General features: G+C 58.9%; 14 protein-coding genes and 1 tRNA gene. All 15 read right to left on the reverse strand.

The annotated features are described in order from the left end of the window. Window positions 1-95: 95 nt before the first annotated feature. Complete coding sequence (locus ACOYXJ_RS12120; RefSeq protein ID WP_460369653.1) at window positions 96-1,895, reverse strand: S9 family peptidase; 1,800 nt, start codon at window positions 1,893-1,895, stop codon at window positions 96-98. Then, a complete protein-coding gene (gene pqqE, locus ACOYXJ_RS12125; RefSeq protein ID WP_460373130.1) occupies window positions 1,861-3,000 on the reverse strand; it encodes a pyrroloquinoline quinone biosynthesis protein PqqE in 1,140 nt (379 codons plus the stop codon). Before pqqE ends, ACOYXJ_RS12120 begins: the two co-directional genes overlap by 35 nt. Beyond that, a complete protein-coding gene (gene pqqD / locus ACOYXJ_RS12130; protein WP_095050301.1) occupies window positions 2,993-3,268 on the reverse strand; it encodes a pyrroloquinoline quinone biosynthesis peptide chaperone PqqD in 276 nt (91 codons plus the stop codon). Before pqqD ends, pqqE begins: the two co-directional genes overlap by 8 nt. Continuing rightward, window positions 3,265-4,017 (reverse strand): pyrroloquinoline-quinone synthase PqqC, encoded by a 753-nt coding sequence (gene pqqC, locus ACOYXJ_RS12135; RefSeq protein ID WP_003228879.1) that lies wholly within the window; start codon window positions 4,015-4,017, stop codon window positions 3,265-3,267. Before pqqC ends, pqqD begins: the two co-directional genes overlap by 4 nt. 140 nt (window positions 4,018-4,157) lie before the next feature. Beyond that, complete coding sequence (pqqB, locus tag ACOYXJ_RS12140) at window positions 4,158-5,069, reverse strand: pyrroloquinoline quinone biosynthesis protein PqqB (protein ID WP_150793305.1); 912 nt, start codon at window positions 5,067-5,069, stop codon at window positions 4,158-4,160. Window positions 5,070-5,150: 81 nt separating this feature from the next. Next, entirely contained in the window at window positions 5,151-5,225 is a 75-nt protein-coding gene (gene pqqA / locus ACOYXJ_RS12145) for a pyrroloquinoline quinone precursor peptide PqqA (RefSeq protein WP_003422658.1), read from the reverse strand. Between the two features lie 156 nt (window positions 5,226-5,381). Beyond that, window positions 5,382-7,796, reverse strand: coding sequence for a pyrroloquinoline quinone biosynthesis protein PqqF (gene pqqF / locus ACOYXJ_RS12150; protein WP_460369656.1), 2,415 nt, complete (start codon window positions 7,794-7,796; stop codon window positions 5,382-5,384). 38 nt (window positions 7,797-7,834) lie between these two features. Then, window positions 7,835-8,629: a carbon-nitrogen hydrolase family protein gene (locus ACOYXJ_RS12155; protein WP_460369658.1), complete on the reverse strand. Its 795-nt coding sequence runs from the start codon at window positions 8,627-8,629 to the stop codon at window positions 7,835-7,837. 12 nt (window positions 8,630-8,641) lie between these two features. Beyond that, window positions 8,642-10,324 (reverse strand): flavin monoamine oxidase family protein, encoded by a 1,683-nt coding sequence (locus ACOYXJ_RS12160; protein WP_460369660.1) that lies wholly within the window; start codon window positions 10,322-10,324, stop codon window positions 8,642-8,644. 222 nt (window positions 10,325-10,546) lie between these two features. Continuing rightward, window positions 10,547-11,008 (reverse strand): Lrp/AsnC family transcriptional regulator, encoded by a 462-nt coding sequence (locus ACOYXJ_RS12165; RefSeq protein WP_134178013.1) that lies wholly within the window; start codon window positions 11,006-11,008, stop codon window positions 10,547-10,549. A gap of 125 nt (window positions 11,009-11,133) precedes the next feature. Continuing rightward, a complete protein-coding gene (locus ACOYXJ_RS12170) occupies window positions 11,134-11,943 on the reverse strand; it encodes a DUF3037 domain-containing protein (RefSeq protein WP_150793310.1) in 810 nt (269 codons plus the stop codon). Next, window positions 11,940-12,683, reverse strand: coding sequence for a HipA family kinase (locus ACOYXJ_RS12175; protein WP_460369664.1), 744 nt, complete (start codon window positions 12,681-12,683; stop codon window positions 11,940-11,942). Before ACOYXJ_RS12175 ends, ACOYXJ_RS12170 begins: the two co-directional genes overlap by 4 nt. Before the next feature lie 156 nt (window positions 12,684-12,839). Continuing rightward, a complete protein-coding gene (locus ACOYXJ_RS12180; protein WP_460369666.1) occupies window positions 12,840-13,148 on the reverse strand; it encodes a DUF3077 domain-containing protein in 309 nt (102 codons plus the stop codon). A 365-nt stretch (window positions 13,149-13,513) separates the two neighbouring features. Next, window positions 13,514-13,590: transfer RNA gene (locus ACOYXJ_RS12185), tRNA-Ile, on the reverse strand. A gap of 15 nt (window positions 13,591-13,605) precedes the next feature. Further along, window positions 13,606-17,352 carry a bifunctional diguanylate cyclase/phosphodiesterase gene (locus ACOYXJ_RS12190; RefSeq protein ID WP_460369669.1) on the reverse strand — a complete coding sequence of 1,249 codons (3,747 nt, stop codon included), beginning with the start codon at window positions 17,350-17,352 and terminating at the stop codon, window positions 13,606-13,608. Window positions 17,353-17,380 lie beyond the last annotated feature (28 nt).

Below are 17,380 nucleotides of genomic sequence, written 5' to 3' on the forward strand. Positions count from 1 at the left end.
CTCGCTCCCACAGCGGATTTGTGAACGACACAGATCCAGTGTGGGAGCGAGCCTGCTCGCGAATGGGGCTGCGCGATTTCAACGGGGCGCCCTGATCAGTCCGCCAACCCCATCACCCGCCGATAGAACTTCCACTCCTGCTCCAGCGCATGCGCCTGATTGGCCGCGCGACGGAAGCCGTGGCGTTCGTCGGGGTAGTAATGCGCTTCGACCGCGATGCCGTTCTGCTCCAGCGCCGTGACCATGTCGCGGGTTTGTTGCGGGACAACCACAGCGTCCAGTTCTCCCTGAAAGAAGATCACCGGCACGCGTATTTTGTTTGCGTGCAGCAACGGTGTGCGTGCGGCGTAGCGTTCGGCGTCCTGCTCGGGATCACCGATCAGCCAGTCCAGATAATCACCCTCGAATTTGTGCGTTGCCCGAGCCAATGCAACCGGGTCGCTAACGCCGTACAAGCTCGCTCCGGCGCGGAAAACCTGTTTGAACGCCAGCGCACATAATGTGGTGTAGCCGCCTGCGCTGCCGCCACGAATGAATGCGCGTTCACCGTCGATCAAACCCTGCTCGGCGAGATAGTTCACCACCGCACAAGCATCCTCGACATCCACTTCACCCCAGCTCAGATGCAAGGCCTGTCGATATTCGCGGCCATAACCACTGCTGCCGCGATAGTTGAGATCAGCGACGGCAAAGCCGCGTTGCGTCCAGTACTGAGTGCGCGGATCAAGCATCGGGTAGCAGGCTGATGTCGGGCCGCCGTGAATGAACACCACCAGCGGCGGTTTTGTCTCGCCGCTCATGGCTGGATAAAAGAATCCGTGTGCTTCGCCCGAACCGCTTGGGTAGCGCAGGGTTTGCGGACGGCTGATGCGTTCGGCGGGCAGGGGCGCTACGCCACCGGCCAACACCTCCACTCCGCGCGTGGTTCGATCAATGGCGATGACCGCCGAAGGGCTGATCGGCGAGGCGGCGATGCAGTAGATGTTTTGTGCATCCAGCGCCAAGTGGCGGAAGCGGCTGTAATCCCCCGTGTAATCTTCATCGCCAAGCGTCAGGCGCCCAAAACCACCTTCGCTCCAACTGGCAAGAAAGGAATCCCCAACAGGAAACCAAGTGCAGCCGCCGAGTTGCCACGGTGCCGGCGCATGATCGGCCTGCGCAGCGAGCAGTGGTTTCAAGCCATCGCTAGTTTCAACCCACGGCTGCCAGAAACCACCCCGATCAGTCAGGCAGTACAAACGACCTTCGGCATCGAATCGCGGTTGTTGAATCGACTCCTCAACCTGGTCTCCCGCCACGCAACGGGGCGCAGAAAAATCACCGTCAGCCACCATCAATCGTGTTGAAGTCCACGGTTGATGAGGCCGGCTCCACTCGATCCACGCCAAACGCTGACCATCCGGGCTGAGGGTGGGCGCCGCGTAGAAATCCGCACCTTCGGCCAGTACACGTCGCGCGCCATCCGCCAGATCAATCGCCACCAGCCGATGCTGATCTTGCTGTTCTTCAACCGCCAGAACCTGGCCGAAGGCGAATTGCACATCGCCATAACGGCATCCGCCCGACGTCAGCGCCTCTGGCGAACCATCCAGCGATTGCCGATACAACTGCTGATCCGTCTCAGCGACGAAAACCACCCCATCCGGCGTCAGACAAAACGCGCCACCGCCATATTCGTACACCCGACTGCGCACACTGAAACCATCCGGTGTCAGACATTTCGCCACGCCATCGCGCCAATGCCAGATCCGGCACGCGGCATCTTCCGGGCGGTATTCATTCCAGAACAGCCCATTGGCGCCGAGTTGCAGTTCGGCGAAATCCATGCCGGCAGCGACGGCTTGCGAGGCGCTGAAAGGCTCAGCCCTTGGCGATGAGGCGCGAGTTTCGTTCATTGCGGAAGGCCAATTGTTCGATGGTTTGAGTGGCGGTCTCGGCTTCTTCGCGGGCCTTGAGAACCACGCCGTGATGTTCGGATTTGCTGCACACCGGATCAGCATTGCTCGCGTCGCCGGTGAGCATGAACGCCTGACAGCGGCAGCCGCCGAAGTCTTTTTCTTTCTCATCGCACGAGCGGCACGGCTCGGGCATCCAGTCGTAACCGCGAAAGCGGTTGAAGCCGAACGAGTCGTACCAGATGTGCTGCATGCTGTGATCGCGCACATTGGGAAACTGCACCGGCAGCTGTCGGGCGCCATGGCAGGGCAGGGCGGTGCCGTCCGGGGTGACCGTCAGAAAGATGCTGCCCCAGCCGTTCATGCAGGCTTTCGGGCGTTCTTCGTAGTAATCCGGGGTGACGAAAATCAGCTTGCACGGATGCCCTTCGGCTTCCAGCTTCGCCCGGTATTCGTTGGTGATGCGTTCGGCGCGCACCAGTTGTTCCTTGGTCGGCAACAGACCGACACGATTGAGCTGCGCCCAACCGTAGAACTGGCAGGTGGCGAGTTCGACGAAGTCGGCTTCGAGCGCAATGCACAGCTCGATGATGCGGTCGATCTTGTCGATGTTGTGCCGATGGGTGACGAAGTTCAGCACCATCGGATAGCCGTGGGCCTTCACCGCCCGAGCCATTTCCAGCTTCTGCGCGAAAGCCTTTTTCGAACCGGCGAGCAGGTTGTTCACTTGCTCGTCGCTGGCCTGAAAACTGATCTGGATGTGATCCAGTCCGGCCTTCTTGAAGTCGCTGATTTTCTGCTCGGTCAGGCCGATGCCGGAGGTGATCAGGTTGGTGTAGAAACCCAACTGCCGTGCTTCATGAATCAGCTCGGCGAGATCCTGACGCACCAGCGGCTCGCCGCCGGAAAAACCCAGTTGCGCCGCGCCCATCTCCCGCGCCTCGCGGAACACCTTGACCCATTGTTCTGTGGTCAGTTCTTTGCCCTGCTCGGCGAAATCCAGCGGATTGGAGCAGTACGGGCATTGCAGCGGGCAGCGGTAGGTCAGCTCGGCGAGCAGCCACAGCGGCAGGCCGATTTCAGGCTTGGCCGGCAGATCAGGCAAGTTCGATCCAGTGCTGCGCACGGGCAACCTCCATGAATTGCTCGATGTCATCACCGAGCTCAGGCACGCCGGGGAACTGCTCGTCGAGTTTGGCAATGATCGCCGCGACATCGCGTTCGCCGTCGATCAAACCGCCGATCAACGCAGCGGTTTCGTTGAGTTTGATCATGCCTTCGGGGTAGAGCAGCACATGGCCTTTCTGCGCCGGTTCGTACTGGAAGCGGTAGCCGGGACGCCAGGTCGGGACTTTGCTGCGGTCGAAACTCATAAGGTGATTCCTTTATGCCAGACCCGTTGTTCGGTGACGCTGTGATACGGCGGGCGGTTCAGTTCGTAGGCCATGCTCATGGCATCGAGCATGCTCCAAAGAATGTCCAGTTTGAACTGGAGAATTTCCAGCATGCGCTCTTGGCCTTCGCGGGTCTTGTAGTGCTCCAGCGTGATCGCCAGACCATGCTCGACATCGCGCCGCGCCTGACCGAGGCGGGTGCGGAAGTATTCGTAACCGGCCGGGTCGATCCACGGGTAATGCTGCGGCCAACTGTCGAGGCGCGATTGGTGGATCTGCGGTGCGAACAGTTCGGTCAACGAGCTGCTGGCGGCTTCCTGCCAACTGGCGCGGCGGGCGAAGTTGACGTAGGCGTCGACGGCGAAACGCACGCCGGGCAGCACCAGTTCCTGGGAGCGCAGTTGATCCGGGTCGAGACCGACCGCTTGGCCGAGACGCAGCCAGGCTTCGATGCCGCCGTCTTCACCGGGGGCGCCGTCGTGGTCGAGCAGGCGCTGGATCCATTCGCGGCGGATTTCGCGATCCGGGCAATTGGCGAGGATCGCCGCGTCTTTCAGGGGAATGTTCACCTGATAGTAGAAGCGGTTGGCGACCCAGCCCTGAATCTGCTCGCGAGTGGCGCGGCCTTCATACATCGCCACATGGTACGGGTGGTAGATGTGGTAGTAGGCGCCTTTGGCGCGCAGGGCTGCTTCGAATTCGGTGGGGGACAGCGGGGTGTCGGTCATTGCGGTTCTCCGGGGAAAAACCCTAGAAATATCTGGTGTCTGTACCGGCCTTATCGCGAGCAGGCTCACTCCTACAGGTGATCGCATTTCAATGTAGGAGTGAGCCTGCTCGCGATAGACTGCGCAGCGGTCTCAAATGCTTACAGCACAATACTCATGCCGTCATACGCCACTTCAACATTGCGCCGCGCCAACTCCGCACGCTCCGGCGAATCTTCATCGAGAATCGGGTTGGTGTTGTTGATGTGGATAAGCACCTTGCGCTGCTCAGGCAGTTGCTCCAGCACTTCGAGCATGCCGCCAGGTCCGTTCTGCGCCAGGTGGCCCATCTCGCGACCGGTGCGGGTGCCGACGCCGCGGCGCTGCATTTCATCGTCGTCCCACATCGTGCCGTCGACCAACAGGCAATCGCTGCTCGCCATGATCTCCAGCAGCGGTGCATCGACCTTGCCCAGCCCCGGCGCATAGAACAATTTGCCGCCGGTCTTCAGGTCTTCAACGATCAGACCGATGTTGTCGCCCGGATGCGGATCGAAGCGGTGCGGCGAGTACGGTGGCGCGGCGCTGCGCAATGGCAGCGGGGTGAAACGCAGGTTCGGGCAGGCGGCCACGGTGAAACTCTGGTCGAGTTCGATGCGGTTCCAGTCCAGCCCGCCATTCCAGTGCGTGAGCATCTTGAACAGCGGGAAACCGGTGCTCAGATCTTCATGAACCATGTCCGTGCACCAGACCTGATGCGGGCAACCTTCGCGCAGGCTGAGCAGGCCGGTGGTGTGGTCGATCTGGCTGTCCATCAGAATGATCGCGCTGATGCCGGTGTCACGCAGGGCGCGGCCCGGTTGCATCGGGGCGAAGCTTTGCAGCTGCGCGCGGATATCCGGCGAGGCGTTGCACAGCACCCAGTTCACGCCGTCATCGGAGATCGCGATGGACGATTGGGTGCGGGCCTTGGCATTCAGGCTGCCGTCGCGAAAGCCTGCGCAGTTGACGCAGTTGCAGTTCCACTGCGGAAAACCGCCACCGGCGGCCGAACCCAGAATCTGGACGAACATGAACGCTCCATCATTTCAACGCGGAAAATAAAACGCCCCGGCGAGCCGAGGCGTTGCACTGCAATTCTACGTAAGCAGAACTCAGCGGCTGGCGAAGTACATGGTGACTTCGAAGCCGATACGCAGGTCGGTGTAAGCAGGTTTTGTCCAGGACATGGTGTGTCTCCTCAGGGTGGGTGGGATAGCGCTGTCCATAGTTATAGTCCACGGCAGCGCAGAGATGTTCCAAATAGTTAGGCTGCTATGTTACTCAAAATTTCACCGGGTTTGCCCGTGAATCTTTGAGAAAGCTCCTTGCAGCCTCGGTAATGATCAATTTCCCGCTTGCCATGGCGTTTGCGGCACTGGATCGCTGGCGAGGCAGAGCCAGCCACCTTCTGCGTTGATCAAGCGCTGTGCGGCGCTGAGCAGTGTCTGGCGATCCAGTAGGCCGATGGCAGCGACCAGTTGCTCAAGATAATCCGACGAGTGGCCAGCGAGCTTGGCCTGCCAGAGCAATTCGGCCGCCTCTTTGCCGGCCAGGGTGGCGTCGTCGAATTGATCGGCGAGCTTTTGCCGGTGTTGGCTGAGGCCGACGTCATCAAGCTGTTCGATCAGCGCGGGAATGCCGTTGAGAAACTGTTGAATGTGCTCGAGCAACTCCGCAGGTTTGGCATTTGGCGATTGCACACCGAACAGCAGACTGGTTTGACCCTGGATCTGCCGCAGCGCACTGAACACGGCGTAGCCCAATTGCAGTTCGATGCGCAAACGCTGATAGAACGGTGTCTGGCACAGTTGCGCGAGCATTCGCCACGCTGCCTCGTCTGCGATGTCACGGCTGGCGGTTGGGCAATGCAGCAGCAAGGCATGTTCGCTGGATGCGGAATCGATGTTGCGCCAGTGCTTTTGCGCGAAGATCACTGTTGGCCCGGGCAACTGATTGTCCGGGATCCCGGGTATGCGGCTCAGGGCCAGGCCCATGGCGGATTGCGTTGGTTGGTTGAGGCCCAGTGCGAGGCCGTCCCAGCGCGAAGTTGTCCACAGGTGTTTGGCGTCATCGCCGGTTTTTGCTGGTTGCAGAACCTGTTCCGGCAGTGCTTTAAGCAGTTGGCGGATGGCGACAAGCGGCGTTTCCGGCTCGCTGCGCGGGGAATTCGCGTCAACTTGCGTCAGATTTTTCAGCGCGTGCTCAAGGATGCTGGGCATCGATTCCTGAAAACCGGTGAGCTTCAGGAGCCATTGCGTACCGCTGGCGTTGAAAGACAACGCCACCCCGGCTTCGCGCGCGTCCTGCTGCGTTTGCCGAAGACTGCGTTGCAATCTTGAGTGCAGCTCAGCGGTGGCTGCAGCTTCCATGTACCAACGCAGATAGATCGCGCCTTCATCGCCGCTGTCCGACAATGCTTGGCTGAACTGCATCGGCGAGCGTTCGCGGCGCCCGCGTGAGCGATCCTGAGCAAACGTGCGCAGGCCACGGTGGGCGCTGGTCTGGCCGCGAATCAACCCGGCATTGGCCAGAGGTTCGCTGGCGCGCAGGAATGGATTGGCAGCGGGCAGGTGCCAGCGCTCGCTGAAGTTATCCACAGTGCCGATGTCGCCGAGGATCTGCCTGAGGGCTGCAACGCCGGAATCGTCCAAGCCGTGTTCCAACTGCTCACTGTCGAGCCGCGCCAGTTGCAGCGCGCCACTGACTTGCTGCTGACGTTGAAGCAGGGCGGCGTACTCCTCGCGCAGTGGCGCCCAATCCTGCTGGGCAAAGAAACTCAGCCAATCGCGCAGATGTTCGCGAATGGCCGTCAACGATTCGGATGGAGCAGTGAATTCCAGATGCAGTAACGCTTGTCCGGCAAAGTGATAAACCGGCACTGCGTTCAAACCATCGGAGAGATTCTGCTGCTGCAAATGCGCCAGCAATCCGCCGGGTTTGCCGCTGTTCAACCAATGACAGAGAAACGCCAAAGCCTCGCCGGACGATTCAGGCACGGTATCGAAGGCGAACATCAGGTTGCCGCGCTGTTTGCCGACCTGTTGATAACTTTTCACCGCCAGCGGCAGGTGCGCAGCCTGCATAACTTTATCCCCAGCCGGTAACGCCGCCGCGAATTGCTCCGCCAGCAATTTCAATTCTTCAAGGCTCTGTGGCCCGACCAGACTCAAGGTCATCTGCCCGGTCTGATAAAACTGTTGGTGGAAATCTTTCAACGCCTGCTGAAATGCCGGATCTTCAACCTTCAGGCTGTCCCGATTCCCCGCATGAAACCCGCGCAACGGATGCTCTGCCGGTAAACCTTCATACAACGCAAACTGCTGCTGAGCCGCAGGATCCTGCGACCAGGCGACAAACTCCGCCTGCAACACTTCCCGTTCCCGCAACTGATCGTCCAGATTCATACGCGGATTGGCGAGCATGTCTGACAGACGCTCCAATCCAGCGCTGAACGCTAGTGTCGGCAGTTCAAAGAAAAAGTCGGTGGTACGTTCTCGCGTGCTGGCATTCACTTGCCCGCCATGGCCTTGCACGTAGGCCATCAGCCCTTCACCCGCAGGAAAACGCTCGGTGCCGAGAAACAGCAAATGCTCGAGAAAATGCGCCAGCCCCGGCCACGCCAACGGCACGTCATGACTACCGGCAGCCACGCGCAAAGCGGCGGCGCTACGCTTCAGGCCGGGCGCATGACGCAGGGTCACGCGCAAGCCGTTGGCCAGGGTTTCAGTGTGAGGGCGGGGGTGAGTCGGCGCAGGCATGGGCACTTCCAGAACAGTGAAGTGCCAATGCTAGCGGATTAGCGCTGGTTCAGCGCGGCGTAAAGCTCCGGACGGCGGTCGCTGAGGTAGCGATTGGCCGCGCGCGAGTCGAGCATCGACTGCCGATCCAGTTCGCCGACGATCAGCGCTTCGTCGAGTCCGGCCTGGGCGATACGGCTGCCATCCGGTGCGGCGAGGCTGCTTTGCCCGCAATAGTGGATCTCGCCTTCGTTACCGCAATAGTTGGCGTAGGCCACGTAGCACTGGTTTTCGAAAGCGCGGGAACGCACGGTGACGTCAGCGACGAAATCGAACGGAATCATGTTCGCCGTTGGCACCAGAATCAGCTCGGCGCCGGCGAGTGCCAGACGGCGGGTGTTTTCCGGAAACTCCAGGTCGTAACAGATCAGGAAACCGAGCTTCCAGCCGTTGAGTTCGACGATCGGGAAATCATCATCGCCGGGGCTGAACATCGAGCGATCCAGATCGCCGAACAGATGCGTCTTGCGATAATTGCACAGGCGCTCGCCGTGCGAATCGATCAGCTGCACCGCGTTGTAAATCTGCCCGTCGGCGGTGCGCTCCGGATAGCCGTAAACAATCGCCAAACCTGCGGCTTTGGCGATCCGGCCGATCTGCTGCGCCCATTCACCGTTGTAGACCTCGGCCAAGGTGCTGACCGCTTCTGCGCCGATGTTGTAGCCGGTCATGAACATCTCCGGCAGCACCAACAGATCGGCGCCCTTGGCCTCCATCGCCAGTTGATGCAGGCGTTGCAGGTTGGCGGCGGGGTCCAATGGCAGCGGCGGACATTGGTAAAGGGCTACACGCATCAGGGATTCCTCTTACTCGGGCAGGGCGATAGGGCCGATGTCTTTGAACACATCACCCGGGCCCGGGTTCGCTTTATGTGTCGAACCGCCGAAATGCTTCATGATCCCCCACACCGCGTTGAGCGAGGTTTGCACTGCGCCTTCGACCCACGCCGGTGTCCACGAAACGTCGTCGCCAGCGATAAAAATCCCGCGCTGTTCGGCCGGCATCTCGTCCTGCATGAAGTGCGCATACATGCGCTGGTTGTAGCGATAGTGGCCCGGAAGTGCACCTTTGAAGGCGCCGAGGAAGTACGGGTCGGCTTCCCACGACACGGTGATCGGGTCGCCGATGATCCGCGCAGCGATGTCGACTTTCGGATAGATCTTTTTCAACGCATTCAACGCCAGCTCAACGCGTTTTTCCACCGGATGCGGGAGCATCTTCAGCGCGTCACTCATCCACGAGTACGACAGGCAGATCACGCCTGGCTTGTCGTCGCCGTTGTCGAACAGATAGGTGCCACGGGTCAGGCGATCGGTGAGGGTCATGCTCATCTGGTCGCGGCCGGTTTCCGGGTCCTTGTCCTTCCAGAACGGTCGGTCGACCATCACAAAAGTCTTCGACGACTGCATGTAGCGGGTGCGGTCGAGCGCCATCCACATCTTTTGCGAGAACAAGGTTTCGTCGCATTCGATCTGGGTGGTCAGCAACCAGCTCTGGCAAGTGGTCAGCACGGCGGCGTATTCGCGGGTGTCACCGTTGTTGTCGGTGACGGCGAAACGGCCATTCGCCGCGTGGGCGATTTTCTTCACCCCGGAACGCGGGGCGCCACGGTGCAGGGATTTCAGGCTGGTGCCTTCAGGCCAGTGCACGCAGCGCTCCGGCACATGGCGCCAGATGCCTTGCGGCACTTGCTCGACACCGCCGACCACCAGGTGCTGGTGATCGTCGCAGTTGGTCATCACCACGCGGAAGATTTCCAGCATCGAGTTGGGGAAATCCGAGTCCCAGCCGCCGGTGCCGAATCCGACCTGACCGAACACTTCGCGGTGATGGAACGACAGTTTGGCGAAGGCTTCCGAGGTGGCGACGAAGTCGTAGAAGGTGCGGTCATCCCACAGCGGCACCAGGGTATTCCACAGCTCTTTAAGGCGTGGCACATCGCGGTCGCGAATGGCTTGCTGGATATCGGCGAACTGCGAGCCGGCCTCCAGTGCATCCGCCCAGGCGTCAGCCACTTCCTGAAACAGTGCGGGAAGATCCGCCAGTTTCTGTGCGTAATGGGTTTTGCCTTCCAGGTCGATCACGGTGCTGCCGGAGGCCGGCGTCAGCGGGTTCGGGAACGGTTTGGTTTCCAGGCCGAGCTTGTCGACGTAGTGATAGAACGCGGTGGAGGACACCGGAAAACGCATGCCGCCCAGTTCAGCGACGATGCCGTCAGTGCCGTTGAAGGCCTGCGAACGCAGACGACCACCGAGTTTCGATGCCTCATAAACCACAGGCTTCAGGCCGAGTTTCATCAACTCGTAAGCCGCCACCAGACCAGCGATGCCGGCGCCGACAATCGCCACTTCGGCGCCGTGATTATGTTCAGGAATAGTGCCGAGACCGGCCGGGTGTTCGATCCAGTCGTCGAAGGCGAACGGAAAGTCCGGGCCGAAAATGGTGACCGGTTTCTTACCGTCTGCAGGATGGCGATTGTTCTTGTTCATGGCTGACCTTGCTGGCGACCCGACGCGGGATGCGCGTCTGAGTATAGGAAAAGATGCCAGCCATTCTAGGGAGCGTAGAACACGTTAATAAGACGCAAAGTGTCGTCGTTTTGCAAAACTAGCAATCAATATGACGAGCAGCGACTACAGACTGACCAAAATGTGGGGGCGAGCCTGCTCGCGAAGAGGCCCTGAAATCGCCCGAGAAGCCCGATCAGAATCTTAAACCGGCTGCCCCCGATCAATCTTGCTACTCAAAATGATCGACGTCGTGGTCTTCTCCACCCCGTCCACGCTGCCAATCTGATCGAGCAACTGATCCAGTTGCTCCGGCGAATCCGTACGCAACCACGCCACATAATCAAACTCGCCACTCACCGCACACAGCTGTTGCACTTGGGCCATCGCACTTAACCGACGCAACACCTCTTTGCCAGAGCGGGGCTGCACCTTGATTCCGACGTAGGCCTGCAAGCCGCCATCGACCACCCGCTGACCCAGACGCACGCCGTAACCGGTGATCACTTTGGCCTTTTCCAGGCGTGCCAAACGTGAGGTTACGGTAGTGCGTGCAATGCCTAATTGCCGGGCGAGCATGGCCACGCTTTCGCGGGCGTTGATCTGCAGGGCGGCGATTAGTTGACGGTCGATTTCATCGAGCACGGGCGGGCGGGTGTCTGGCAAGGGGCTGCTCCATGGGGTGCGGGTTGGTTGGCCTGCGCATGTTACAGGCTCCGCGGGTGAGATATAGACATCACACAAGAAAGGAAAAGCCGCGCAAATGCACGGCTTTATGGAGCGAATAGCAACTATTGAGCGTAGCGCTGTGCGAAGTCGGCAATTTTCTGTGTTGCCTGGAAATCAACCAGTTGTAGACCACGTGCCTCAATGCTTTCCTTGGCAACTTGTACCGCTTTGCGGTGGCGTGGGGATTCACTTTCCGCAGGAGTGCTTACGGGGATAAGCACGTTTTGCAGCTGAATTATGCCTTCCTGCTCCGCTCTCACGAATTTCATCAGCCACTGATCGCAGTGATCGAGTATTGCGCTGGGCTCTGACTGGTCAAAAGCCAAGGGTTTAATAGCCGCTACGACCTTGTTGCGATGTACCAAGGGAAGATGAAGTTTGGTCAGATCGCCAGTCAGGGTGTCATCGCGAAAACTACGAATAGACGCTTGCGAAAACAATTCTCGAATCTCCCGAACCATGATCTCCTCGCGCCGCTCGCGGCCTATGCCTTGGCGATCTATGTAGCGGTTGAACAGCGTAGCTAGGGTCGCATCGAGGTTTTCCACGAGTATTGATCGCATAGGGCTGAAGCGAATCATCGACTCCTTCGGCTCCGTCATGAATCGAAAGTGGTTAACGATCTGCGATTCTTGAGCGCCTGCTGTCATAAGGCGAATGCTGTCCAGTTCGTTTTGGGCTATCTCCATAGCCTTCGCGAATAGGTTGCTGCACTCAAAGAAATGATTGACCCGTTTCAGATTTTTACGAGCGAGTTTGTACTCCATGCGGCCAATAGCAGGTGCCGAGAGAACGATGCCCACATTGGCAAATTCTTCGGTTTCCGCAAAAGGCGCGAAGCGCACAATGCTGTAAAGACAGGTGTATTTCATTTCAGGACGCTCCAGAATTCGTCCGATTGGCAAAGCATTAGGCTGCGTTCAATTTTCTCAAGCAGCGTTTCCAGTCCGAGTGCTCCAATGGACTCACACCACTCTTCGGGAATGTCTGAGCATAGGCTACGAAATCGTCCAGCAGTGTCATGCATCCGCTGAGCGTATTCAACTTTGTCGACCAGATCCAAACGCCATTCCCGATTTTCGGGGCCGAACACATGGCTTTCAGCAAACCTTGAAGTATCCAGTGGCCATTGGAATGCCTGGTTGTGATCGATCAGCTGTAGCTGATTGTTGGTACTGCACATCAGCAGATTTGGACGCCCCCCAAATCGTCCCAACTGGCGGTCACTGTTACCGACCCAGTAATCAAAAACGAAGACGGCTTTTTGAAGGCTGCTCGGAACCTGTAGTGCTTGTGAATACAGCAGGTCAGCAGCATCGGCGACGTAGGCAAGGGCGTAGCTGTCCCCTGGTCCGAGATCACTGCGAGCTTCCGGGTTATAACGCAACAAGGCTGGATCGACATAGATACAGCCGTGCTCGGGGATCGGTAGGCCGAACTGAGCAGCCAAACGGGCGCAGAGTAGTTCGGCAATGCGTTCGGCGGGCGGTAGTTCCAAGCCTTTGACCACATAGTGCTTGTCATTGTTTGCACGACACAGGAATGGGCGTGTGATCCCTCCTTCCAGTCGACGAATGATCTCCACCGCTTCTATGTAGTTACTGACGGCCATTCATGGCTCCCTTATAAATCTGCTTGGCAGACAATACTGGTCTGCTTCTCGATGCACCATGCCTCGTAATCATTTCCAGGCTACATATCATTGGATATCAGGTTGTAGTGGCATCGGCGCCCCGATTCAACGGGGCGCGTGTCGAGGAAAGTAGCGCTAAACCTGCGTTTGACTCCGTGTCGTAAAGCTTTGATGGTTGATGACCTTCATCACATCATCAATCACCGCTTTGCTCATCGCCGCGAGGAAATAAGCACCCCAGGCATGACGGTCGGTTTTTGTGTCGAAGGCGGCGTCTTCAGCGAAGGCTTTGACCAGAGACAGCAGGTCCGAGGCTTGAGACAGGGCATCGCCAATCGGGACGCCGGCGCTGACATGGAAGAGGGGTTGGTTGGAGCAGTAGATGAAGGGGGTGAGGCCGGTTGTTTTCAGGTCAGAAGGGTGGGGTTTAGTTGATTCGGTCATGGTCTTACTCCTGGTGTGAGGAGCTACCACTCTCGTTTCCAATCGAATGGGTGGCAGCTATGCGCAGGTTGGAAAACCGGAAACCAGGAACCGGCACGTCCGAAGACGTCCCACGCACAGCCGCCATGACTCAAGTGCAAGCGCTGTTGCTGGTTACTGATTTCGACGGGTTTCCAAGCCCGGCCGCTGATGAGCAGCGACGTCTTGAGAGTATCCCGCCAAAGAAAAGACCAACAGGCGCCAAACTGCCTCAAACGACAGCTTCGGAAGTTGCCTACAGTCCTCGGGGAAGTCTTCCGAATATTGCACTCGCAAAGACCAAACCATCACCCAAAAAAAAGCCGCGCATTGCGCGGCTTTCAATTTGGTGGGCCCACACGGACTTGAACCGTGGACCAAAGGATTATGAGTCCTCTGCTCTAACCAACTGAGCTATAGGCCCTCAGTAGGTCGCGGATTATAGCGACGGTTTCTCGGCTGTGCTATCCGAATAATCCGATACGGTTACACGAAGAAACGTCGCGGCGAATTCTTCTGGCGGCAGCGGCAGGCTGACGATGTAGCCCTGGATCTGTTCGCAGCCTTCGGCAGCGAGAAATTGTTGTTGTGCCTGGGTTTCCACGCCCTCGGCGATAACCGTGAATTGCATGCTCCGGCCCAGCGCGATAATGGCCCGGACAATGGCCGCGTCGTGGGGGTCATCGGGCAATCCACGAACGAATGACTGGTCGATCTTGAGGATATCCAGCGGCAGGCGTTTGAGGTAACTGAGCGAAGAATATCCGGTACCGAAGTCGTCGATCGCTAGTTGTACGCCGAGATGTTTGAGTTGGTGCAGCACGGCCAGCGCCTCTTCGGCCTGACTCATGATGAAATTCTCGGTAATTTCCAGTTGCAGTAAATCCGGCTGCAGGTGGTTGTCGTTGAGCAGTTGTTCGATGCGTCCGAGTAGATTCGGCTGACGCAGTTGCGCGCCGGCGAGGTTCACCGACAGAGGGCCGAGGCTGTCGTAGACCTGATTCCATTCGAACATTTGCCGGCACGCGGTCTCCAGCACCCAGTCACCGATCTGCAGGATCATGCCGTTCTCTTCGGCCAGCGGAATGAAATGCTCTGGCGGCACGTCGCCGAAGGTCGGATGGCGCCAGCGGATCAGCGCTTCGGCACCGACCAGGCTGTGATCCTCCAGACTGATTTTCGGCTGGTAGTAGAGAAACAGTTCATCGCGCTCGATGGCCCGGCGCAGTTCGTGTTCCAGCGCGATGCGCTCGCTGGCCTGGGCGGTGAGGTCGCGGGTATAGCTCTCGACACGGTTGCGGCCCTTGGCCTTGGAGCGGTACATCGCTGCATCGGCATTTTTTACCAGCGTAGCGACGTCGCAACCGTCCCGCGGATAGAGGCTGGTGCCGATGCTGGCGCTGATGAAGAACTCATGCTCGCCGGCCTGGAACGGCGCACCGAAACAATTGAGCAGTTTGGTGGCAATGTTGTCGGCGTCGCTGGCCTGTTGCAGGCCGGGCAGCAGGATGATGAATTCGTCACCACCCAGACGCGCCACGGTATCGATGTCGCGCAGTTGCTCTTTCAGGCGCACGGCGATGCCCTTGAGCAGCAGGTCGCCGACCGGGTGACCGAGGCTATCATTGATGTGTTTGAAGCGGTCGAGATCGAGAAACAGTACGGCGCCCTGACCGCCATTTTCCTGCTGACTGTTCAGTGCCATCAGCAAGCGGTTTTCGAACAGCGTGCGGTTTGGCAGGCCGGTGAGCGGGTCGTGGTGTGCCTGATAGTCGAGTTTGGCTTGCGCATGCTTGAGACTGGAGATGTCGGCAAACACCGCGACAAAGTGGGTAATGAACCTGTCGCGATTGCGCACGGCACTGATGGTCAGCCAGCTCGGGTACAACTCGCCGTTCTTGCGCCGGTTGGAGATCTCGCCTTGCCAGTGACCTTCGTCGGTCAACTGGTGCCACATTGCCGCGTAGAACGCGCTGTCATGCAGGCCGGAGGCAAGCAGGCGCGGTGTATGCCCGAGGGCTTCGCTTTCGCTGTAACCGGTAATCTCGGTGAAGGCGCGGTTGACCGCACTGATGTGCTGTTGGGTGTCGGTGATCAATACGCCTTCAGCGGTGCTTTCGAACACGGTGGCGGCCTGTTGCAGTTTTTCCTGCATCAGATGACGCTCGGTGATGTCGCGGGCGATGGTCAGCATGCAGTCTTCTTCACCGATCGGCAGCGGGCGGCTGGAGACTTCGCAGAGGCGAATCTGCCCGTCGCTGCGGCGGATGTGGCAGGTGAAGTCGCGCACAAAGCCGTCGCGGTGCAACAGGTCGAGCATCTGTTTACGCTCGTTGAGGTTGACCCATATCCCCAGGTCCAGCGCCGAGCGATCCACCGACATGGCGCTATTGAAACCGGTGATTCGGCTGAAACCTTCGTTGACCTCCAGCAGCAGACCATCGCTCTGGCGCGACAATAACAAACCGTCCGGCGAGGCATGGAAGGCCTTGGCGAACTTCTCTTCGGAGGTTTGCAGTTGCTGCTGGGTTTCCTTGAGCTGGGTGATGTCACGTACAACGACCACCAGGGCTGGCGTGGTGTCCAGATCGAAGGGCTCGGCGGAGATCAGACCGGTGAACAACTGGCCATTGTTGCGGCGAAAGGGCATCTCCAGATTGCGAATGCTGCCCGCCTGCAAACGTTGCAGCAGTCCCGGACCGACGCCGGGAATCCCCCAGATATTCAGGTCGGTCGCCGTTTGGCCAAGGACTTCCTCGGCTTTCAGCCCGATCTGTTCTTCAAACGCTTCGTTGACCTCCAGCAGGCAACCGTCGGACAGTCGTGCAATCACCAGAATGTCCGGGCATTGCTGGAAAACCGAAGCGAATTTTTGCTCCGAGAGCTGCAGTGCTTCTTCAGTGCGCTTGATTTCGCTGATGTCGATCATCAGGCCGCGCATTACCGGCTCATGACCATGTTCGATCAGGCTGACGATGTCGCGCACCCACAAGCAGCGACCATCGGCGGTGATCACCCGATAGTCGACGATGTGATCACGGCCCTCGCGCAGGGCCTCCTTGCAGTAGCTCTGCGTACGGGTCAGATCGGCCGGGTGAATGATGTTGTGCCAGAAGCCGGGGATCAGCCAGTGCGATTGTGGATAGCCGAGCAAGTCCTCGGCGTGGGGTGACACGTAGCTGTAGGTGAAGTCGCTCATCCGCGCTTCCCAAGCAATGGCCGACAGACTCTCGACCAGTCCACGATAGTGATATTCGCTGCTGCGCAGTTCCTGTTCGAGGTCGATACGTCGGGCGATTTCCGAACTCAGGCGGCGGTTGATGCGGATTACCACGGCGAGGATCGTCACCAGCAGCAACAGTCCTGGCAATCCGTAGATCAACAAATCTGACCAGAATGTCCGATGATCAAGGACGTTGCCGACCCAGTGCTCCTGAATGCTGCTGATTTCATCAGGGCTCATGTCCGCGAGTACTTTGTCGAGAATCCCCACCAGTACCTTGTTATCGCGGGGCACGGCCATTGCCAGTTGATAGCGATACGGGGTTTCGCCACTGACGTACAGGCCGTCGAGCTTGAGCTGGCGCAGGCTCCAGACACTGGAGGCGAGGTCGCCGACCACAGCGTCCACTTCGTCGGTCGCCAACGCTTGCAGCGCCGAACTGACATTGGGCATGGCCACCAGATTCAGGTCGGGGTGATGGGTGCGCAGCAGTTCGTGGGGCGCGTAATTTTCCACCACGGCGATCTTCAAGCCGTACAGGTCGTCAAGTTTGCGCGGTTGTGCGCCGCCGATGTGGGCAAGGATGACAATCGGGAAATCAAGATAAGGGCGGGTGAACGACAGGTAGGTCTGGCGCTCAGGGGTGGACATGATGCCGGGGAGAAGATCGATTTTGCCCGATTTGACCTGCTCCAGCACCACCGTCCAGCTCACTGGCTCAATGGGGGTCAACTTGATTGCCAGGCGTTGGCGAATCACATCGATATAGTCGGCAGCCAGGCCCTGGTAGCGGCTCTGATCGTCGCGAAACTCAAAGGGCGGCCACGATGCATCGACACCCAGGCGCAAGTCCGGGTGAGCCGCCAGCCAGCTACGTTCTTCATCGGTCAGAGTCAGCGCGTCAGCCGTTGCGGTCCAGATCATCAGTGACAGCAAAAAAAGCACGGACGCCAATCTGGGCATAACGCTCTCGTTATGGCTCGGGGATGAT

Source organism: Pseudomonas sp. Tul2A7 (assembly GCF_054790505.1).

Excerpts from the sequence above, each read along its gene's own strand:
- ACOYXJ_RS12120 (WP_460369653.1), bottom strand. The coding sequence starts at position 1,895 with ATGAACGAAACTCGCGCCTCATCGCCAAGGGCTGAGCCTTTCAGCGCC.
- ACOYXJ_RS12170 (WP_150793310.1), bottom strand. The coding sequence starts at position 11,943 with ATGAAATACACCTGTCTTTACAGCATTGTGCGCTTCGCGCCTTTTGCG.
- pqqB (WP_150793305.1), bottom strand. The coding sequence starts at position 5,069 with ATGTTCGTCCAGATTCTGGGTTCGGCCGCCGGTGGCGGTTTTCCGCAG.
- pqqF (WP_460369656.1), bottom strand. The coding sequence starts at position 7,796 with ATGCCTGCGCCGACTCACCCCCGCCCTCACACTGAAACCCTGGCCAAC.
- ACOYXJ_RS12190 (WP_460369669.1), bottom strand. The coding sequence starts at position 17,352 with ATGCCCAGATTGGCGTCCGTGCTTTTTTTGCTGTCACTGATGATCTGG.
- ACOYXJ_RS12175 (WP_460369664.1), bottom strand. The coding sequence starts at position 12,683 with ATGGCCGTCAGTAACTACATAGAAGCGGTGGAGATCATTCGTCGACTG.
- ACOYXJ_RS12180 (WP_460369666.1), bottom strand. The coding sequence starts at position 13,148 with ATGACCGAATCAACTAAACCCCACCCTTCTGACCTGAAAACAACCGGC.
- pqqC (WP_003228879.1), bottom strand. The coding sequence starts at position 4,017 with ATGACCGACACCCCGCTGTCCCCCACCGAATTCGAAGCAGCCCTGCGC.
- ACOYXJ_RS12160 (WP_460369660.1), bottom strand. The coding sequence starts at position 10,324 with ATGAACAAGAACAATCGCCATCCTGCAGACGGTAAGAAACCGGTCACC.
- pqqD (WP_095050301.1), bottom strand. The coding sequence starts at position 3,268 with ATGAGTTTCGACCGCAGCAAAGTCCCGACCTGGCGTCCCGGCTACCGC.
- ACOYXJ_RS12155 (WP_460369658.1), bottom strand. The coding sequence starts at position 8,629 with ATGCGTGTAGCCCTTTACCAATGTCCGCCGCTGCCATTGGACCCCGCC.